The following is an 18093-nucleotide window of genomic DNA, read 5'->3' as shown; positions in this document are numbered from 1 at the left end:
GTTTTTTCATTGACAGCTCGCAGGCATCCTCATAACCTCGCCAGACTTTCAACGTACCGGGAAAACGGACGTGGGCAGCATTTATCTGATTCGACATGGCCAGGCTTCCTTCGGTGCAGACGACTATGACGTCCTCTCGCCCATTGGCGTGGAACAAGCGCAAGTGCTCGGTCGCCACCTGGCAGACCTGGGCATTGCGTTTGACCGCTGCATCGCCGGCGACCTGCGTCGCCAGCAGCACACTGCCAGCGCCACGTTCGACCAGTACAGCGCCCTGGGCTTGCCGGTTCCGGCATTGGAAACAGACAGCGCGTTCAACGAGTTCGACGGCGAGGCAATCATTCGCGGCCTGTTACCCGACCTGCTCAGCAGTGAGCCGGATGCCGTGCACATCCTGCGCAATGGCCCGCAGAACCGCAGCGAGTTCCAACGCATTTTCGCCCTGATCATCGAACGCTGGCTGGCCGGCACCTATGATCCACCCGGGCTGGAAAGCTGGCTGGGGTTTGTCGAGCGGGTCCAGGGTGGTTTGCAGCGCATCCTTGAAGCCGCCAACCACACCGACAAAATCGCTGTATTCACCTCCGGCGGCACCATCACCGCCCTGCTCCACCTGATTACCCGAATGCCTGCCGCCCAGGCCTTCGAAATGAACTGGCAAATTGTTAACACCTCGCTCAACCAACTGAAGTTCCGTGGTCGCGAGGTGGCACTGGCTTCCTTCAACAGTCACGCCCACTTGCAACTGTTGAAGGCGCCGCAGCTCATCACTTTCCGATGAACTGCGGCCAACCGTGACCCCAAGGTCACTGGACTCTACCCTTAAGGATCGAAACCATGACTGACGTAGCTAAAGCAGTAGAAGCAATGAAAGCCAAATTCAACCCAAGCGCTGCCGAAGGCTTGGACCTGGTGTTCGGTTTCCGTATCGACGACAGCAAGAATTTCTCGCTGGTGGTCAAGGACAAGACCTGCGAACTCAAAGAAGGCGAAAACCCTGACGCGCAGGTCACCCTGGTGATGGACAGCGAGACCCTGGAAGGCATCGTCGACGGCTCCACCGACGGCATGCAAGCGTTCATGGGCGGCAAGCTGCGCACCGAAGGCGACATGATGCTGGCGATGAAGCTGAGCGAGCTGTTCCCTTCCTGATTCACGGGTAACCCTGAATCCTGATCCCGCCTCCCCAGGCGGGATTTTTTTGCCTGCATTCTCGCGGTGAATGAAGATCCCCTGTGGGAGCTGGCTTGCCTGCGATGGCATCTACTCCATCACCGCGGTGCCTGTATCGCAGGCAAGCCAGCTCCCACAGAAAAGCAAATCCGTAGGACTGCTCAGGTTTTTGGCTGTAGCAACAACGCCACCAACGCGCTCCACCCGGTCTGGTGTGAAGCCCCCAACCCTCGCCCTGTCTCACCATGAAAATACTCATGGAACAACACCAGGTCACGACTGGCCGGGTCTTCCTGCAACTGCGCATACCCCGCCATCGACGGCCGCACACCGTTTTCATCTTTGAGAAACAGCCGCGTCAGCCGCTCGCTGAGGCTGTCAGCCACTTCCTCGAGTGACGCCAGATACCCACTGCCCGTCGGGTACTCCACGGAAAAATGCTCCGCGTAATAGCGATGAAATTCGCGCAACGATTCAATCAGCATGTAATTGACCGGCATCCACAGCGGCCCGCGCCAATTGGAGTTGCCGCCGTACAAGCGTGAGTCGGATTCACCGGGTTGGTAACTGGCGCACAAGGTGTCGCCATTCATCTTCAACGCCAGGGGCTGCTCGGCGAACGCCTTGGACAGGGCGCGCACGCCAAAGGCCGACAAGAACTCCTGGTCATCCAGCATGCGTCGCAGCAAATCCTTGGTGCGTTCACCGCGCAGCAGCGCCAGCAACAGGCGGTTGCCCTGCCCCGGTTCGGTCCAGCGCGAAACCAACCTGGCCAGGTCCGGCCGATGATGCATAAAGCCCAGCAGGCGCTCGCGCAAGCCTCCCAGGCCCTCGTGCTCGCGCTGTTCCAGCACAAGCACCGCGAACAGCGGCATTAACCCGACGATGGAGCGCAGGCGCACCGGTTCGCTCTGGCCATCAGGACGGTGCAGTACGTCGTAGAAAAACTGGTCCTGCTCATCCCACAAGCCTTCGGCGCTGTCATCGACGCGGTTGATAGCGCCGGCGATGTAGAGGAAATGCTCGAAAAACTTCACGGCAATGTCCACGTACACCACATTGCGCTTGGCCAACTCCAGGCCGATGCGCATCAGGTCCAGGGCATAGGCCGCCACCCAGGCGGTGCCATCGGCCTGGTCCAACTGGTAACCCGGCGGCAACGGGGCCGAGCGGTCGAACAAGGCGATATTGTCCAGGCCCAGAAAACCGCCCTGGAACAGGTTGCGGCCCTCGGCGTCCTTGCGGTTGACCCACCAGGAGAAATTCAGCAGCAGCTTGTGAAAGATGCGCTCCAGGAAATCCATGTCGCCCACGCCGGTCAACGCCTTGTCCTGCTGATATACGCGCCAGCTGGCCCAGGCGTGCACGGGCGGGTTGGCGTCGTCAAAGCGCCATTCGTAGGCCGGCAATTGGCCGTTGGGGTGCATGAAGCGGTCCTTTACCAGCAGCAACAGCTGTTGCTTGGCGTAACCGGGGTCGATCAGCGCGATGGCCACCGCCTGGAAGCCTTGATCCCAGGAGGCATACCAGGGGTATTCCCAAGTGTCGGGCATGGACAAGATGTCGAAGTTGCTCAGGTGCCGCCAATGGGTATTGCGGATAAGCAGACGCTCGGGCGGTGGCGCGGGCTGGGCCGGGTCGCCGTCAAGCCACTGGTTCACGTCGAAATAGTACAGCTGCTTGGACCACAGCAGGCCGGCCAGGGCCTGGCGTTGCACATTGCGCGCATCGTCATCGGCAAGGCCCTGTTGCAAGACCGCGTAGAAGTCATCGGCCTCCTGGCGGCGCTGTTCGAATAGCTTGCGCGCATTGACATCGGGCGCGTCCAAAGGCGCCAAACGCAGGTAAAGGGTTTTGCTTTCCTGGCCCGCCAGTTCAAGGGTGAAATGCGCGGCCACCTTGGTGCCGGCGTCCCGGCGAACGGCCGACTCAACCCCGCCCACCACGTAATCATTAATGCCATCCTTGAATGGCCCCGGCGCCGGTTGCCCGTCCAGTTTGGGCCGATTGGTTTGGTTTTCGCAGAACAGCCACTGCAACCCGTCCTGGCCCCAGGCACTGAGGTGGCGATCATCGAGTTCATGATGACGCGCCAGAACCCGCTCGCCGTCCAACCTCAAGCTGGGCTTGGGTGCATCGAAGGTCCAGCTCCAGTCATTGCGCGCCCAGAGCTGGGGCAGCACCTGCAGGCGTGTGGGTTGGTCCGAACGGTTATGCACGGTGACGCGCATGAAAATATCGTCGGGCTGATGCTTGGCGTATTCGACACTGACGTCGCAGTAGTGGTTGTCTGCGAACACACCGGTATCAAGGATTTCATACTCGGCATCCGCCAGCCCACGACGGGCGTTTTCGGCGATCAGGTCAGCGTAGGGAAAGGCCGCATGGGGATATTTGTAGAGCATGCGCATGTAGGCATGGCTCGGCACGCCATCGACGAAAAAGTACAGTTCCTTGACGTCTTCACCGTGGTTGCCTTCGGCGTTGTCGAGGCCGAACAGACGTTCCTTGAGGATTGCGTCACGCTCGTTCCACAGCGCCAGGCCCAGGCACCAGCGTTGAGCCTTGTCACTGAAACCGGCCAATCCATCCTCGCCCCATCGATAGGCGCGGCTGCGTGCATGCTCATGAGGGAAGTAGGCCCAGGCGTCACCGTCGGCGCTGTAGTCTTCGCGAACCGTGCCCCATTGGCGTTCACTCAGGTACGGGCCCCACTCGCGCCACTGCTCGGCGCCTGGCGCTGCCAGGCGCTGGCCTTCGAGGGTGTCCAGCAGGTTGGTTGCGGGTTTGGCCGTCATTGAGTCCTCCTTCACCTACACAGTGAGGCGCAGTGTAGAGCCCAATGACGCCCGCTTGCACATGAAGACTTGGACGCAGGGTCAACTCATTCATTTGCAGAATGAAGTCCAGAGGAATCTTCGTTTGCAAGCCGGCCGGCCGCTCAACAAAATCAGGCAAAGGCCACGTTCATCGTTCCAGTCATCAGGAATTTTTCTATGCACACCACTGCACATGTCAGCGCCGACGAGATCCGCAAGGGCTTTTCCAAGGCCATGTCCGACATGTATCGAGATGAAGTTCCGTTATATGGGGCGTTGCTGGAGTTGGTGGCCGAAACCAATGCACATGTGCTCGACAGCGAACCGGGCCTGGCGCACCAACTCAAACGTACCGGCGAAATCCAGCGCCTGGGCATGGAACGCCACGGCGCCATCCGCTTGGGCACCGCTGCGGAACTGGCAACCATCAGCCGTTTATTCGCGGTGATGGGCATGCAACCGGTGGGCTACTACGACCTCACCCCCGCTGGCGTGCCTGTTCACTCCACCGCCTTTCGGGCCGTGCATGAACACGCGCTGCAAACCAGCCCGTTTCGCGTGTTCACTTCATTGCTGCGCCTGGAACTGATCGAAAACCCCGACCTGCGTGCCTTCGCCGAAAGCGCCCTGGCCAAACGCTCGATCTTTACCGCCGAAGCCTTGGCGTTGATCGAACAAGCAGAGGCCGAAGGCGGCTTGAATGCCAGCGACGCCGAGGCCTTTATCCGCCAGGCTCTGGAGACGTTCCGTTGGCACCACACTGCCACGGTCACCAGCGCCCAGTACCAGCAACTGAGCGACCAGCACCGTCTGATCGCGGATGTCGTCGCGTTCAAAGGCCCGCACATCAACCACCTGACCCCACGGACCCTGGACATCGACCAGGTGCAGGCGGCGATGCCCGGCAAAGGCATCACTCCCAAAGCCGTGATCGAAGGCCCACCCCGGCGCCAGTGCCCGATCCTGCTGCGCCAGACCAGCTTCAAGGCCCTGGAAGAACCCATCGCCTTCACCGATGCCCACGGTAGCCACAGCGCGCGCTTCGGCGAAATCGAACAACGCGGGGTCGCACTTACCCCTAAAGGCCGCGCCCTGTACGACCAACTGCTGAACGCCGCCCGTGACGAACTCGGCACATTCCCCAATGAAGCCAACGCCGAGCGCTATGTGCAATTGATGGAACAGCACTTCCACGCCTTCCCCGATAACTACCCGCAGATGCGCGAGCAGGGCTTGGCGTATTTTCGCTACTTCGTCACCGATAAAGGCCTGACGGCACGCGCCCAGGCCGATCAGCCGCGCACATTGGAGGCGCTGGTCGGTGCCGGTCATGTGGCGGTGGAGCCGTTGGTGTATGAGGACTTTTTACCGGTCAGTGCGGCGGGGATCTTCCAGTCAAACCTGGGGGATGGGGCGCAGAGTCACTACGCGGGCAACTCCAACCGAGATGCCTTCGAACAGGCGCTGGGGCGCAGCACGATTGATGAGTTGCAGTTGTATGAGCAGACGCAGCAGCGTTCCATGGATATATGCGTTGAAACGCTGTTGAAATGACTGGATGCAAGACCGAACGCCAAGCGTCACGGCGTTGATGGTAACCACGATGCGAAGCGAGCCGCTTTTGATCTTGATCTTGCTCTTGATCTGCTTTTGATCTTAGGCGCCCCATCAAACCACGCTGGCGGATTAGGGGCACACCGAGCCTAAGCGAGGTGCCGAGTGGTGGGGCAAGAGCCTTTTGCTTACTTTTGGCTGGGCCGGCATTCCGGCTCTTTTCAAAAGTGAGCCGCTGTAAAAGCGGAACCCTAAGTGGCCGTTACCGCAGGAATGGATATACACCCGGTATACCTGCGTCGCCTGTCAGGCCGCCTTCGCGAGCAAGCCCGCTCCCACAGATGGATCGCGGTGTGTCAGGTAGATAGGCGTCGGCTGGGAGGCCGTCATCGCAGGCAAGCCAGCTCCCACATTTGGACTGCGGGGGTGTCAGGTAGATAGGCGTCGGCTGGGTGGCCGCCATCGCAGGCAAGCCAGCTCCCACATTTGGACTGCGGGGGTGTCAGGTAGGTAGGCGTCGGCTGGGAGGCCGCCATCGCAGGCAAGCCAGCTCCCACGGGCAGCATTTGCAGCCGACCGATTCGGCCCTGTGTTGCATGAATTCTGAGGATGCCCACCCGGCTCAAACAACGCAATCCTTGCGCCGCAACAAGCCCCAGAGCCGAGTGGACGGGGCGCATCATAAGGAGAGAAGCGGCACTTGTCCTCAAGACAATTCTGAACAAATGTGCACATTCCGTGTGTGTGTGTGGCGGGGGAGCTTCCTCCCGCTGGGGTGCGAAGCGCCCCCAGCGGGGGCCGCTTCGCGCCCCAACGGGAGCAAGCTCCCTCGCCACAGGTTACGGGTTTGCTTAACCCAGCCGCTGCGCAATTTCGTCTTTGATCGACAGCCGCTTCTTCTTCAGGTTCTCCACCTCTTCATCGCTGGCACTGGCTTTTTCCGCTTTTAGCACCTTGGCGTCGGCGTCGTCGTATTGAGTGAGCAGTGAGTCCAACCGGTTGTCTTGCGCCCTGCGCTTGTGAACGTCTTCCTTGCTCAATCCCAAGTCCTGATACAGGTCGTGTTTCACTGGCATGGCGTACCTCCACAGATTGATCGATGGTCTACGCCCTTGAAGCTAGCCCATTCCAACAAGCCTTGTCATGTTTGAAGTCAAGAACGACCCGTTCGTCGCGGCGCACGCGATGGGATCAAACCTTTGCCCCGCCCTGCCCTCCACTGTAGATCGCCACCCCAGGGAGAACGGTTTTATGAATCACGTTGCCACTGCTGCCGACACCCAATGCATCAATACCCTACGCACCTTGGCCATGGATGCCGTGCAGAAGGCCAATTCGGGTCACCCTGGCACGCCCATGGGCCTGGCGCCCGTGGGGTACACACTGTGGAGTCGCTTCCTGCGTTATCACCCCGAACACCCCGACTGGCCCAACCGTGACCGTTTTGTGTTGTCGGTGGGGCATGCCTCGATGTTGCTGTATTCGCTATTGCACTTGGCCGGCGTGGTAGAGATCGACGCCCACCGCCAGCGTTCCGGCCAACCGGCCGTCAGCCTCGAGGATATCAAGCAGTTCCGGCAGATGGGCTCCAAGACCCCTGGCCACCCCGAGTACCGCATGACCACAGGCGTAGAAACCACCACGGGCCCGTTGGGCCAGGGCTGCGCCAACAGCGTGGGCATGGCCATGGCTGAGCGTTGGCTGGCTCAGCGCTTCAACCGCGACGGCCAGGTGCTGTTTGACTACGACGTCTACACCCTGTGCGGTGACGGCGACATGATGGAAGGCATCAGCAGCGAAGCCGCGTCCCTGGCCGGGCACTTGAAGCTCGATAACCTGTGCTGGATCTATGACAACAACACCATCAGCATCGAGGGCCACACTGAGCTGGCGTTCAGTGAAGACGTGATCCAACGCTTCCAGGCGTATGGCTGGCACACCGTGCATGTCACCGACGCCAATGACTTGCAGGCCTTGAGCGTGGCGCTGGAAACCTTCAAGGCCAACACCGGCGCGCCCACCTTGATCGTGGTGGACAGCGTGATCGGCTACGGCTCACCGCACAAACACAATACCGCTGCTGCCCATGGGGAGCCGTTGGGGGACGATGAAATTCGCCTGACCAAGGCCGCCTATGGCTGGCCGCAGGATTCGAGCTTCCTGGTGCCGCAAGAGGCTCGCACAGTGTTGCGCGATGCCCTTTACGAACGTGCCGAGCCGTTGTACGCCGAATGGAACCAGACCCTGGCCTCCCTCGAGCCGCAACGGGCCGATGAACTGCAACGCATGCGCGCCGGGGAAATGCCCGAGCAATGGCAAGCGCACCTGCCAGACTTTGCCGCCGATGCCAAAGGCGTCGCCAGCCGTGCCTCAGGCGGCGAAGTGTTGAATGCCTTCGCCCAACAGATCCCCTGGCTGCTGGGCGGCTCGGCGGATTTGTCGCCCTCGACCAAGACCAACCTCACCTTCGACGGTGCCGGGCGTTTCAGCGCGGATGATTACAGCGGGCGCAACCTGCACTTCGGTATCCGCGAACACGCCATGGGCGCAATCGCCAACGGCATGGCGCTGTCCTACCTGCGCCCGTATACCTCGACCTTCCTGGTATTCAGCGATTACATGAAACCGCCGATCCGCCTGGCGGCGATCATGGAATTACCCGTGATCTTCGTGTTTACCCATGACTCCATCGGCGTCGGCGAGGATGGACCGACACATCAGCCTATCGAACACCTCACCCAACTGCGGGCCACGCCGGGGCTGTTGACCTTGCGCCCGGGCGATGCCAATGAAACGCTGGAATTGTGGAAAGTCGCCTTGGCCCAGACTCATCGGCCCAGCTGTGTCGTGCTGTCACGCCAGCCGCTGCCCACCCTGGATCGCACCCAGTACGCGGCGGCCTGCGGTGCGGCCAAAGGTGCCTACGTGCTGGCCAGTGCGCAAGAGCCTGAGGTCATCCTGATAGGAACAGGCAGCGAAGTCAGCCTGGCGGTCGCCGCGTATGAGCAGCTCAAAGGTGAAGGCATTGCCGCCAGCGTGGTATCGATGCCCAGTTGGGAGCTGTTTGAAGACCAGGATCAAGCCTACCGCGACAGTGTGTTGCCGCCCGCAGTGAAAGCCCGCGTGGTGGTGGAACAGGCCGGCCCCTTGGGCTGGGACCGCTATGTCGGGCAGACCGGCGCCAAGGTGGTGATGAACAGCTTTGGCGCCTCGGCACCGCTGGCAAAGTTGCAGGAGAAATTCGGGTTTACCCTGGACAATGTGGTGAAGCTGGCCAAGCAACAGGTCCAGTTGGCCGAGCACTGACCCGCATAAGCGCGCGGGGCTGGTTCGCAGTCACGCCAGTAACCGCGCAAGTTCTTCACGGCAATAGTCGACAAACAATTGCACCGGCTTGGTCAGCGGTGCACGGCGCAACCACACGGCCGACAACCCGGACCCCGTGACCGTTTCCGCCAAGGGAATGCACACCACCTTCTGCCCATCATAGGTGTACTCGCTGAAGGGTTTGGTCACCAGGATCGAGAACCCGAACCCGCGCCCCACCATGCCCCGCACCATTTCGATGGAGGGCGAGCTGAATACGATATTCGGGGTCAGCCCGCGCTCTTCGAAGATGCTCACGAAGTAGGTACGGCTGGGCAACACGTCCAGCAAAATCATTGGCTCCAGCACCAGGTCGGCCAAGGACACCCTGGCCTGCTGGGCGAAGCGGTGATCGGCCGGCAGCAACGCATAGGGCTGTTGGGGCGGCATCAGTGGCGTGGTCTCGATGGTGCCGCCCAGGTCGTGCTCAAACAACATCGCCACGTCGATACTGCCTGCGGTCAGCGCCTGCACCAATTCCTGCTGCTCGCCATCGCGGATGCGGATCTCCACCCCTGGCCAGCGTGCCTTGAAGCCGGCGATCAAGCGTGGCAGGTACAACGGCGCCACGGTTTCAAAGCAGCCGATGTCGATCTGCCCGGCCACCACGTCATTATCCGCCAGGGCGTTCTGCTCGAACTCATGGGCCACCCGCAACAGCTCCAACGCCTTGCGATAAAAGCGCGCGCCACTGGGCGTAAGGGAAACGCCCTGGGCGTGGTGGCGGATAAACAGCTGCACGCCAAAGCTGTCTTCCAGCTGTTTGATCGCCGTGGACACCGACGGCTGGGCGATATACAGCTTGCGCGACGCCTCGGCGACGCTGCCGCATTCGGCCGTGGTCACAAAATATCTGAGCTGGCGCAGGTTGTAGGCAGCCATCGGCACCTCCATAAACGTGGGTTTTCGCCCCAAACAGGTGCGCAGATACACCGGTTTTTCAAGCCATTGAAGCCCATGCAACATACCGGAGCATAAAACCACGTGAGATATTTTTTTTAAGGTCTATAGCAACAAACTTACTAATTTACCTGCCTGCGCCCATTACAGATGATCACTCCAACAACAAAGCGCCGCCCGTGCAGCGCATAGCGAAGTACGTCCACGTACTCACCTTGCCTTGGAGCTCGTCATGGTTACCACTGCAACATCCTCCGCCCCGCTCATCGAAAAACACACGATTGGATACGTGCCTCCGGAAGATCGCCATGGAAAGGTAAGAGACCTGTTCACCCTGTGGTTCGGCGGCAACATCGCGCCGTTGCCTATCGTCACTGGCGCACTGGGTGTGCAACTGTTCCACCTCAACCTGGTGTGGGGCATTGTCGCCATTCTTGTCGGCCATTTGGTCGGCGGTGTGTTGATGGCATTGCACTCGGCCCAGGGCCCGCAGATGGGCATCCCGCAGATGATCCAGAGCCGTGCTCAGTTCGGCTCCCTCGGCGCGTTGCTGGTGGTGGTGATTGCTGGGGTGATGTACATCGGCTTCTTCGCCTCCAACATTGTGCTGGCCGGTAAATCCCTGCATGGCGTGGTGGACGCCGTGCCTGTGCCGGTGGGCATCGTCATCGGCGCAATCGGTTCCGGGATCATCGGCATCATCGGCTATCGCTTCATCCACGTACTCAATCGCATCGGCACCTGGGTGCTGGGCGCCGGCATCGTGCTGGGCTTTGGCTACATCTTCACCCATGTACAGACCACGGATTTCCTCACCCGTGGCAGCTTCAACATCTCCGGTTGGCTGGCCACCGTTTCCCTGGCCGCGCTGTGGCAGATCGCCTTTGCGCCCTACGTGTCGGACTATTCCCGCTACCTGCCAGCCGACGTGCCGGTAGCCGCCACCTTCTGGACCACCTACCTGGGCTCGGCGCTGGGGTCGAGCCTGGCGTTCATCTTCGGCGCCGTGGCAGTGCTCGCCACGCCGGTAGGCATGGACACCATGGACGCCGTCAAACTTGCCACCGGCGCCATCGGCCCGTTGATGCTGGTGCTGTTCCTGCTCAGCGTAATCAGCCACAACGCCCTCAACCTGTACGGCGCGGTGCTGTCGATCATCACCTTGGTACAGACCTTCGCCTACCGCTGGATCCCGACCGCGAAAAGCCGTGCGGTGATCTCCATCATCGTGCTGGCCGCCTGTTCGATTGCGGCGGTGTTTGCCTCCCAAGACTTCATCGGCCACTTCGTCGACATGGTGCTGGTGCTGCTCGTGGTGCTGGTGCCCTGGACGGCGATCAACCTGATCGACTTCTACGCCATTCATAAAGGCCAATACGACATCGCCTCGATCTTCCGCGTGGATGGCGGCATCTACGGCAAGTACAACCCGCAAGCGCTGCTGGCCTATGCGGTGGGGATCGCGGTGCAGATTCCGTTCATGAACACGCCGCTGTACGTCGGGCCGATTTCGCAGCACATCAACGGCGCGGACTTGTCGTGGGTGGTGGGGCTGGCGGTGACCTCGCCGTTGTACTTCTGGTTGGCGAGTCGGGACAGTGCGTATAAGCGCCGGATGGACAGTGGCAAGTTGGTGGGTGGGGTTTGATACAGACGCTCGGTCGCGCCTGCCCTACCCTTACAACGTGTAGGAGCGCGCTTGCTCGCGAAAAACTCGCAGGCGCCGCGTTCATCCAGGAGGCGCGCGTTATCGTTGACGTTTTTCGCGAGCAAGCTCGCTCCTACAAGGGGTGATGAATGGCCGCGCGGTGCCATAGGCCCGATGTTTCTCTATGATGTGGCCTTTCACTGAACATCCCTGGAACCGCCCATGCCCACTCTCACCCTGCGCAACGCCCTGCCCACCGACGCAGCACGCTGCTTTCACATTGAAACCACCGCTTACGAAGGCGACGAAGCCGCAACGCTTGAAAAGATCGCCACGCGCATCGCGCAGTATCCCGAGGGATTTCTGATACTGGAGGAAGATGGCGCAGTGGTGGGGTTCATCAACTCGGGCTGTGCCCATGAGGTGGTAATGTCGGACGAGGCTTTCAAGGAGTTGGTGGGCCATGACGCCGAGGCGCCGAATGTGGTGATCATGTCGGTGGTGGTCGACCCGGCCCATCAAGGCAAGGGCTATGCGAAAAGACTGATGACCGCGTTCGTGCAGCGCATGGGAACACTGGGCAAGCAGACGATTCATCTAATGTGCAAGCAACAGCATGTGCCGTTGTACACCCGCATGGGCTATACCTACGTGCGCCCTTCGCCGTCGGATCACGGTGGGATGGCGTGGCATGAAATGGTGATGGCGTTGAAAGCCACACCGTCGCAGTAGTGATTGTGTGTTGCAAGGCATGAAACTGCCGAAAAGCCGTGCAGGGAACGAATGCTTTTCAACAGGTAAAAATCCTGGATTTGTCTGTGCTGTCTGACGTCAAGCCTGACGCTGCAAAGCGTTATCTCAGATTGTGCCTACAGCAACTTCTCCCGCTGTATGAGCTAACCACACAGGGGTTTCACACGCTTACATTCACGCGAAACAGGCCACATTGAGTGAAGGTTCCGGGCGCTGTAGCCTGCGAAACACCCCGCCAGGACCCTGCCCCGGCGGGGCATCTTCCTAGCTATCACAGAGGTGTAATCGTGTCTTCAATCAGTGGCTTCACCCCATCCATCCCGACCCATCAACCTGTTGACGCAAACAAGATCGATAACGATAAACCCAGGTACAACCCCTTGGAAGAAAACAGGGTTGGCGATGATGCAGAAGTGTCCGGTGGCAAGTGCGGCTGGAAGAGCGTCGGCGACGAATATCGGGCCTACGCCAATCGCAATCGGTTTGATCGCCTCTTCCTGCCTTCGGACAAAAAAGCCATCCACGTCGCTCAGGTCCATCCTCTTCCCCATCGGTTTGATCACCACTTCGTGCCTTCGGACAAAAAGGTCATCGACGACGCGCAGTTCCACCCTCTTCCCCATCGGTTTGATCAGATCTTCCTGCCTTCGGACAAAAAGGTCATCGACGACGCGCAGATCCACCCTCTTCCCCGTCGGTTTGATCACCTCTGCCTGCCGTCGGACAAAAAGGTCATCGACGACGCGCAGATCCCCCCTCTTCCCCATCGGTTTGATAACGGTTACCTGCCTGCGGACCAAAAGGTCATCGACGACGCTCCGAGCGTCGCCAATCGCGCCCCCATAGATTCCTAAATCAAATCCGACGGCAAGGGCGGTTGGGTCAAGGCGTAACAGTGCAAACGACTGTTTGCTATCCAAGCCGTTGCGCCTCTCCATGGTATTGCCAAACACGCGCTTGCCATGGGTGGGGTGCGAAAGCGTGGGCATCCGCCAGCGAGTCACCAACTGCCGGAAGCCCCACCACCGCCACTGGAACCACCACCACCGGACGAGCTGCTGCTAGAACTGCTGGAACTTGAACCGGAGCCACCGCCCGAGCCAGATCCAGCCCCCTCGCCAACCTTGCCAAAGATAATCAGCGCGACAAACGATGCGATAGGAAACGCCAGCAGCCAGCCGTCGCGGCCGTCGTCAATCACCCATCCTGCCACCACGTACACCACTACCGCCGCCAGCAACCGCACAATAAAACCGGCGCGGCTGGTGCGCCATGCCTCTCTCATGATCAGCAGCAGTACCAGGTACAACCCCAGCACCACCAAGACGCCCAATGGCCACAGCAGCCAATGGATGAAACTGACATCCACGTAATGGTTTGCCATAACCAACCCGAGGCTGTAAGCCAGCAGCCCGATCACACAGTAAAACAGCGTACGCACCTGCCACAGCGCGCCGAATATCGCGCCGCCTATCAACAGCGTCAGCGGCATGACAAACAGGAACATCGGCCACTCCAAACCGCCCGCCAGCAGCGTCAACAACAGCGTGGCCGCCACGGCGGCGATCAACGCCTTGCGCCAATGCAGCTTGCCGGCTGCAATCGCCACGCCGCCCAAGCCGCCCAGGATAAGCGCCGCCAACAATGCCATGAATTGGGGGTTGATCCCGGCTCCCGCCAGTTGCGGCAGGTCACCGCCGTCCACCAGCACGGTCAGGGCGTCCACCCCCTGTTGCACACCGCCGGCAAAATCGCCCTGGCGAAACGCCGGGGTGATCTGTTCTTCAATAATACGATGGGCCAGCAGGTCGGTGACGATGCCTTCCAGGCCGTAGCCCACCTCGATACGTACCTTGCGATCGTCCTTAGCCACCACCAGCAGGATGCCGTCGTTGACGTCCTTGCGTCCCAGTTTCCAGGCACGAAACAGCTGGTTGGCGTAGCCTTCGATATCGGCGCTGCCGGTGGTTGGCACCAGCAGTACCGCCACTTGCGCGCCTTTGCGTTGTTCAAGGTCAGCCAGTTGTTGCTTGAGGCGCTGGGCGGTGCCCGAGTCGAGGGTGTTTGTCAGGTCAATGACCCGCTGATCAAGGGCTACCCCAATCGGCGAGGTGTCCGCATGAGCGGTGATCAACAGGCTGGAAAATACCAGGGCCAGTAGGCTGAACACCGATTGCCGCACAAGCACGATCATGTATGGTTACCTGAAGTCTCTCCCTGAAGGCGCCGACTTTACCTTATCTGCGTGCAAACGCGTGACCCAGGGCCTGCGACTATCTAAACTGCCGATCAGCTGCATAGCAATAAGCCATCTACGGGACGCCCATGGACCTAAGTCACCGCAACAATGTACATGTGATGGGCAACGGTCCCTCGACCCTGGTGTTTTCCCACGGTTTCGGTTGCAACCAGGCCATGTGGGATGCCCTGGCGCCGCACTTTCTCGACCGCTTTCGCGTGGTGCTGTATGACCTGGTTGGCGCCGGCCTGTCGGACTTGAGTGCGTTCGACAAAGCCAAATACAGCCGCCTGGATGGCTATGCCCATGACCTGAACGAGATTATCGACGCCTACGCCCAAGGCCCGGTGATTCTAGTGGGCCACTCGGTGAGCTCGATGATCGGCACTCTCGCTGATCGTTTCATCCCGGAACGCATTGCCGCGCATGTGATGATTGGCCCATCGCCGCGCTATATCGATACTGAGGAGTATGTCGGCGGTTTCAAGCACGATGACATCGACGACCTGCTCGACACCCTCGACAGCAACTACCTTGGCTGGTCCAGCGCCATGGCCCCGGTGATCATGGGCGCCCCGACGCAGCCGCACCTGAGCGAGGTGCTCACCGACAGCTTCTGTCGCACCGAGCCGGACATCGCCAAGCAGTTCGCCCGCGTGACCTTCCTGTCGGATAACCGCCAGGATGTGTTCGGCCTGACCACCCCGGTGCTGATCCTGCAATCGACCGACGACCTGATCGCCCCCGTGGCCGTGGGTGAATACCTGCACACCGTATTACCTAACAGCACTTATTGCCTGGTCGAGAATGTCGGCCATTGCCCGCATATGAGCGCCCCCCAGGCGTGTGCCGCGGCGATGGACCGGTTCCTGGCCCCTTGGGCGGCTGCCGATGCCCGTTGACCCGCTGTTTGACAGCGCGGCCTGTGCCCTGGCGGTGACCCAGGAAGATGGCACGATCCTGCACGTCAACCCACGCTTGTGCGATTGGCTGGGCTTCACAGCGGCCCAACTGCTGGGCCGGCGTTTCCAGGACCTGCTGGCCATGGGCGGGCGGATTTTCTACCAGACGCACCTGGCGCCAATGCTGCGCATGCACGGCAGCGTCACCGAGGTGAAGCTCGACATCCGCCATTGCAACGGGCACAAAGTCACGGTCTTGCTCAATGCCAACCAGCGCCAGCAGCCGGCCGGCGTGGTGTATGACCTGGCGCTGTTCGGCACCACCGACCGTGACAAGTACGAGCGCGAACTGCTCAATGCGCGCAAGCAGGCCGAAGCCCTGCTGCAGGAAAAAACCGCCACGGAACTGGCCCTGCAACAGGCCCAGGCCGAGCTGAGCGAGGCCTATGCCATTGCCCAGCGCAGGGCGTTGTTTGCCGAACAGATGGTGGCGATTGTCAGCCACGACCTGAAAAACCCTCTGACTGCGATCCGCATGGCCGCCGACTTTCTCCAGCGCGGCGAGCGCACGGCCAAGGAGCGCCAGTTACTGGGGCACATCGGCCAGTCTTCCGAACGCGCCCATCGCATGATCGCCGACCTGCTGGACTTCACCCAGGCCCGGGTCGGCCAGGGCATTACCATCAAGCCGCAACCGCTGGACCTGCATGGCGTTATTCGTCGCAGCGTCGACGAACTGCGGGTGGCCTTCCCCAAGGCCACGCTGGTGCATCACGCCGAGGGCCAGGGCGACGCCTGCCTGGACGCCGACCGTGTGCAACAGATGATCGGTAACCTGGTGGCCAACAGCGTGGCCTATGGCGACTTGCTGCAGCCGATTACCATCACCTCACGCCTGGGCGACAACACCTGCGCGGTTGCGGTGCACAACCACGGCCCGGCGATTCCGCAAACCCTGCTGGCCGGGTTGTTCGAACCCATGACCCGCGGCACCGACCAAGGCAGCGACGTGCGTAGCGTAGGCCTGGGCCTGTATATCGTGCGCGAACTGGCCAAAGTACATGGCGGCGACGTGGCGGTGAGTTCCTGTGCGAGTGCCGGCACCACGTTTACCGTGAAGTTCTAGTCCAGGTACGCGGTGCCCTGCATGATCGGCTCGACACGGCCGGTCAATATCACGCCGCCCTGCCCGTCCCATTGCACCGTGACCGCGCCACCGTCGCACTGGACTTCCACACGCTCATCGAGCAGCCCTCGCCGGATGCCGTTGACGACCGCCCCGCAACAGCATGAGCCGGACCCCAGCGGCACACCGCCGCCACGCTCCCAGATACGCAGGCGGATATGGCCGCGGTCCAGCACTTGCACGAAATGCACATTGGTCCTGGCCGGAAACAGCGGGTGAACTTCCAGGGCCAAGCCCATGGCCTCAATATCGAGCGCAGTCACATCCTCTACAAAAAACGTGCAATGCGGGTTGCCCATGCTGCACGCTGCCGGCTGGCCGTCGATAGGCAACACGCAGGTGTCCATCGCCTTGGCCAAGGGTACCGACGCCCAGCCCAGCGAGGGTGCGCCCATGTCCACCGACACCCGCTGCCCATCAGCACGTGTGCATGTCAGCAAACCGCGGTCGCTAAGCAGCACAATCGTCTCGGCACCTGCCTCATGCATCAGGCGATCGGCCACGCCACGAGTCGCGCTGCCGCAGGTTTGCAGGCGTGTTCCGTCGGGGTTCCAGAACTGAACGCGCGCGGCGGCCTGCTCACAGTCGAGCACCACCGCCAGTTGATTGAAACCGATGCCGGTGCGGCGGTTACCCAGATGGCGGGCAATCTGCGCATTAATGGGGTTATCCTCGCCACGGCGGTCGATGATAATGAAGTCATCGCCGTGGGCGTGCATCTTCACGAACGGCAGGGTCATGGGCGCTCCTGTGGGTGAAATGAATCACGCGGTTCTAATACCACTGTAGGAGCGAGCTTGCTCGCGAAAAACTCACAGGCACCGCGTTTATTCAGGCAGTACGCGTTTTGTTGGCGTTTTTCGCGAGCAAGCTCGCTCCTACATATGGGGTTGATGGGTCATGCTTATTGTATTCAGCGGCTTGCCTGGCAGTGGCAAGACCACGATTGCCAGGGAGCTGGCGCGACAGTTGGGCGCGGTTTACCTGCGTATTGATGTGATTGAGCAGGCGCTGCGAGAGGCTGCGGTGTTGGCGGGCGATGTGGGGGCCAGTGGCTACGGTGTGGCGAATGCGCTGGCGCTGAGTAACCTGCGCCTGGGACAGCGGGTAATCGCCGATTGTGTGAACCCGGTGAAGGAAAGCCGCGATGCCTGGCAAGCGGTGGCGACAGCGGCCGGCGTGGCACTGATCAATATCGAGGTAGTGTGTACCGATCAGCAGGCGCATCGGCGCCGAGTCGAAGGGCGTGTGGGCGATATTCCGGGGCTGGTGCCACCGACCTGGGAATCGGTACAGGTACATGAGTATGAACGCTGGGAGGTACCACCGTTCAGGCTGGATACGGCGCAGATGACGCCGGCAGAGGCTGTCGCGGCAGCCTTGCTCCATATAGGCTAAACCCCACCTGTGGCGAGGGAGCTTGCTCCCGCTGGGGCGCGAAGCGGCCCCGCTCTTTGTGGGACTGCTACGCAGTCCCGCGGGAGCAAACGCCCCCGCCCCCATCTTTAGAAATTAACCCCGCGCGCCGCCAACCCGCCCCCGTCAATACCGGC

15 protein-coding genes are annotated in these 18093 nt (G+C 60.9%); 10 read left to right on the top strand and 5 right to left on the bottom strand.

Translation table 11 applies throughout. The features are described from left to right. The first annotated feature begins 70 nt into the window (after positions 1–70). A complete protein-coding gene (locus GIW79_RS13035; protein WP_034135852.1) occupies positions 71–781 on the top strand; it encodes a histidine phosphatase family protein in 711 nt (236 codons plus the stop codon). Positions 782–837: 56 nt separating this feature from the next. Then, complete coding sequence (locus GIW79_RS13030; RefSeq protein WP_034125754.1) at positions 838–1152, top strand: SCP2 sterol-binding domain-containing protein; 315 nt, start codon at positions 838–840, stop codon at positions 1150–1152. 182 nt (positions 1153–1334) lie between these two features. Here GIW79_RS13030 and GIW79_RS13025 read toward each other — a convergent pair whose 3' ends face one another. Beyond that, positions 1335–3971, bottom strand: a complete 2637-nt coding sequence (locus tag GIW79_RS13025; RefSeq protein ID WP_236453318.1) for an MGH1-like glycoside hydrolase domain-containing protein — start codon at positions 3969–3971, stop codon at positions 1335–1337. Positions 3972–4169: 198 nt separating this feature from the next. Here GIW79_RS13025 and hglS point away from each other — a divergent pair, with 198 nt between their 5' ends. Next, positions 4170–5546 carry a 2-oxoadipate dioxygenase/decarboxylase HglS gene (gene hglS, locus GIW79_RS13020; RefSeq protein WP_236453321.1) on the top strand — a complete coding sequence of 459 codons (1377 nt, stop codon included), beginning with the start codon at positions 4170–4172 and terminating at the stop codon, positions 5544–5546. An 851-nt stretch (positions 5547–6397) separates the two neighbouring features. Here the strand turns inward: hglS and GIW79_RS13015 are convergent. After that, positions 6398–6622, bottom strand: a complete 225-nt coding sequence (locus GIW79_RS13015) for a YdcH family protein (protein ID WP_034125758.1) — start codon at positions 6620–6622, stop codon at positions 6398–6400. A gap of 175 nt (positions 6623–6797) precedes the next feature. Between GIW79_RS13015 and tkt the strand changes: the two genes are divergently transcribed. Beyond that, positions 6798–8852, top strand: coding sequence for a transketolase (gene tkt / locus GIW79_RS13010; RefSeq protein ID WP_236453324.1), 2055 nt, complete (start codon positions 6798–6800; stop codon positions 8850–8852). 30 nt (positions 8853–8882) lie between these two features. Here the strand turns inward: tkt and GIW79_RS13005 are convergent, their stop codons facing one another. After that, positions 8883–9794: a LysR family transcriptional regulator gene (locus tag GIW79_RS13005; RefSeq protein WP_034125760.1), complete on the bottom strand. Its 912-nt coding sequence runs from the start codon at positions 9792–9794 to the stop codon at positions 8883–8885. 250 nt (positions 9795–10044) lie between these two features. Between GIW79_RS13005 and GIW79_RS13000 the strand changes: the two genes are divergently transcribed. From GIW79_RS13000 to GIW79_RS12990, 3 genes are all read left to right on the top strand, one after another. After that, a complete protein-coding gene (locus GIW79_RS13000) occupies positions 10045–11460 on the top strand; it encodes a purine-cytosine permease family protein (protein WP_198716272.1) in 1416 nt (471 codons plus the stop codon). Positions 11461–11682: 222 nt separating this feature from the next. Beyond that, positions 11683–12192 (top strand): GNAT family N-acetyltransferase, encoded by a 510-nt coding sequence (locus GIW79_RS12995; RefSeq protein WP_060765081.1) that lies wholly within the window; start codon positions 11683–11685, stop codon positions 12190–12192. Between the two features lie 308 nt (positions 12193–12500). Then, entirely contained in the window at positions 12501–13067 is a 567-nt protein-coding gene (locus GIW79_RS12990) for a hypothetical protein (protein WP_139271524.1), read from the top strand. Between the two features lie 146 nt (positions 13068–13213). Here the strand turns inward: GIW79_RS12990 and GIW79_RS12985 are convergent, their stop codons facing one another. Continuing rightward, complete coding sequence (locus GIW79_RS12985; protein ID WP_197901111.1) at positions 13214–14407, bottom strand: TPM domain-containing protein; 1194 nt, start codon at positions 14405–14407, stop codon at positions 13214–13216. Positions 14408–14538: 131 nt separating this feature from the next. Here GIW79_RS12985 and GIW79_RS12980 point away from each other — a divergent pair, with 131 nt between their 5' ends. Beyond that, the gene (locus tag GIW79_RS12980) at positions 14539–15354 is read left to right on the top strand and encodes an alpha/beta fold hydrolase (protein ID WP_054896561.1); all 816 of its coding nucleotides are present in this window, start codon (positions 14539–14541) and stop codon (positions 15352–15354) included. Next, positions 15344–16480 (top strand): PAS domain-containing sensor histidine kinase, encoded by a 1137-nt coding sequence (locus tag GIW79_RS12975; protein WP_236453326.1) that lies wholly within the window; start codon positions 15344–15346, stop codon positions 16478–16480. The genes GIW79_RS12980 and GIW79_RS12975 overlap by 11 nt, the downstream gene beginning before the upstream one ends. On the opposite strand, the gene dapF is transcribed toward GIW79_RS12975, so the two are convergent. Next, positions 16477–17280 carry a diaminopimelate epimerase gene (gene dapF / locus GIW79_RS12970; RefSeq protein ID WP_236453329.1) on the bottom strand — a complete coding sequence of 268 codons (804 nt, stop codon included), beginning with the start codon at positions 17278–17280 and terminating at the stop codon, positions 16477–16479. The genes GIW79_RS12975 and dapF overlap by 4 nt on opposite strands. 160 nt (positions 17281–17440) lie before the next feature. Here dapF and GIW79_RS12965 point away from each other — a divergent pair, with 160 nt between their 5' ends. Then, entirely contained in the window at positions 17441–17938 is a 498-nt protein-coding gene (locus tag GIW79_RS12965) for an AAA family ATPase (protein ID WP_034125769.1), read from the top strand. Positions 17939–18093: the final 155 nt, after the last annotated feature.

The sequence above is a fragment of the Pseudomonas sp. PA-7-1E genome (genome assembly GCF_021605325.1).
GTDB classification, from domain to species: Bacteria; Pseudomonadota; Gammaproteobacteria; order Pseudomonadales; family Pseudomonadaceae; genus Aquipseudomonas; species Aquipseudomonas fluorescens_BV.
This window is presented reverse-complemented; position numbering and strand designations above follow the sequence as displayed.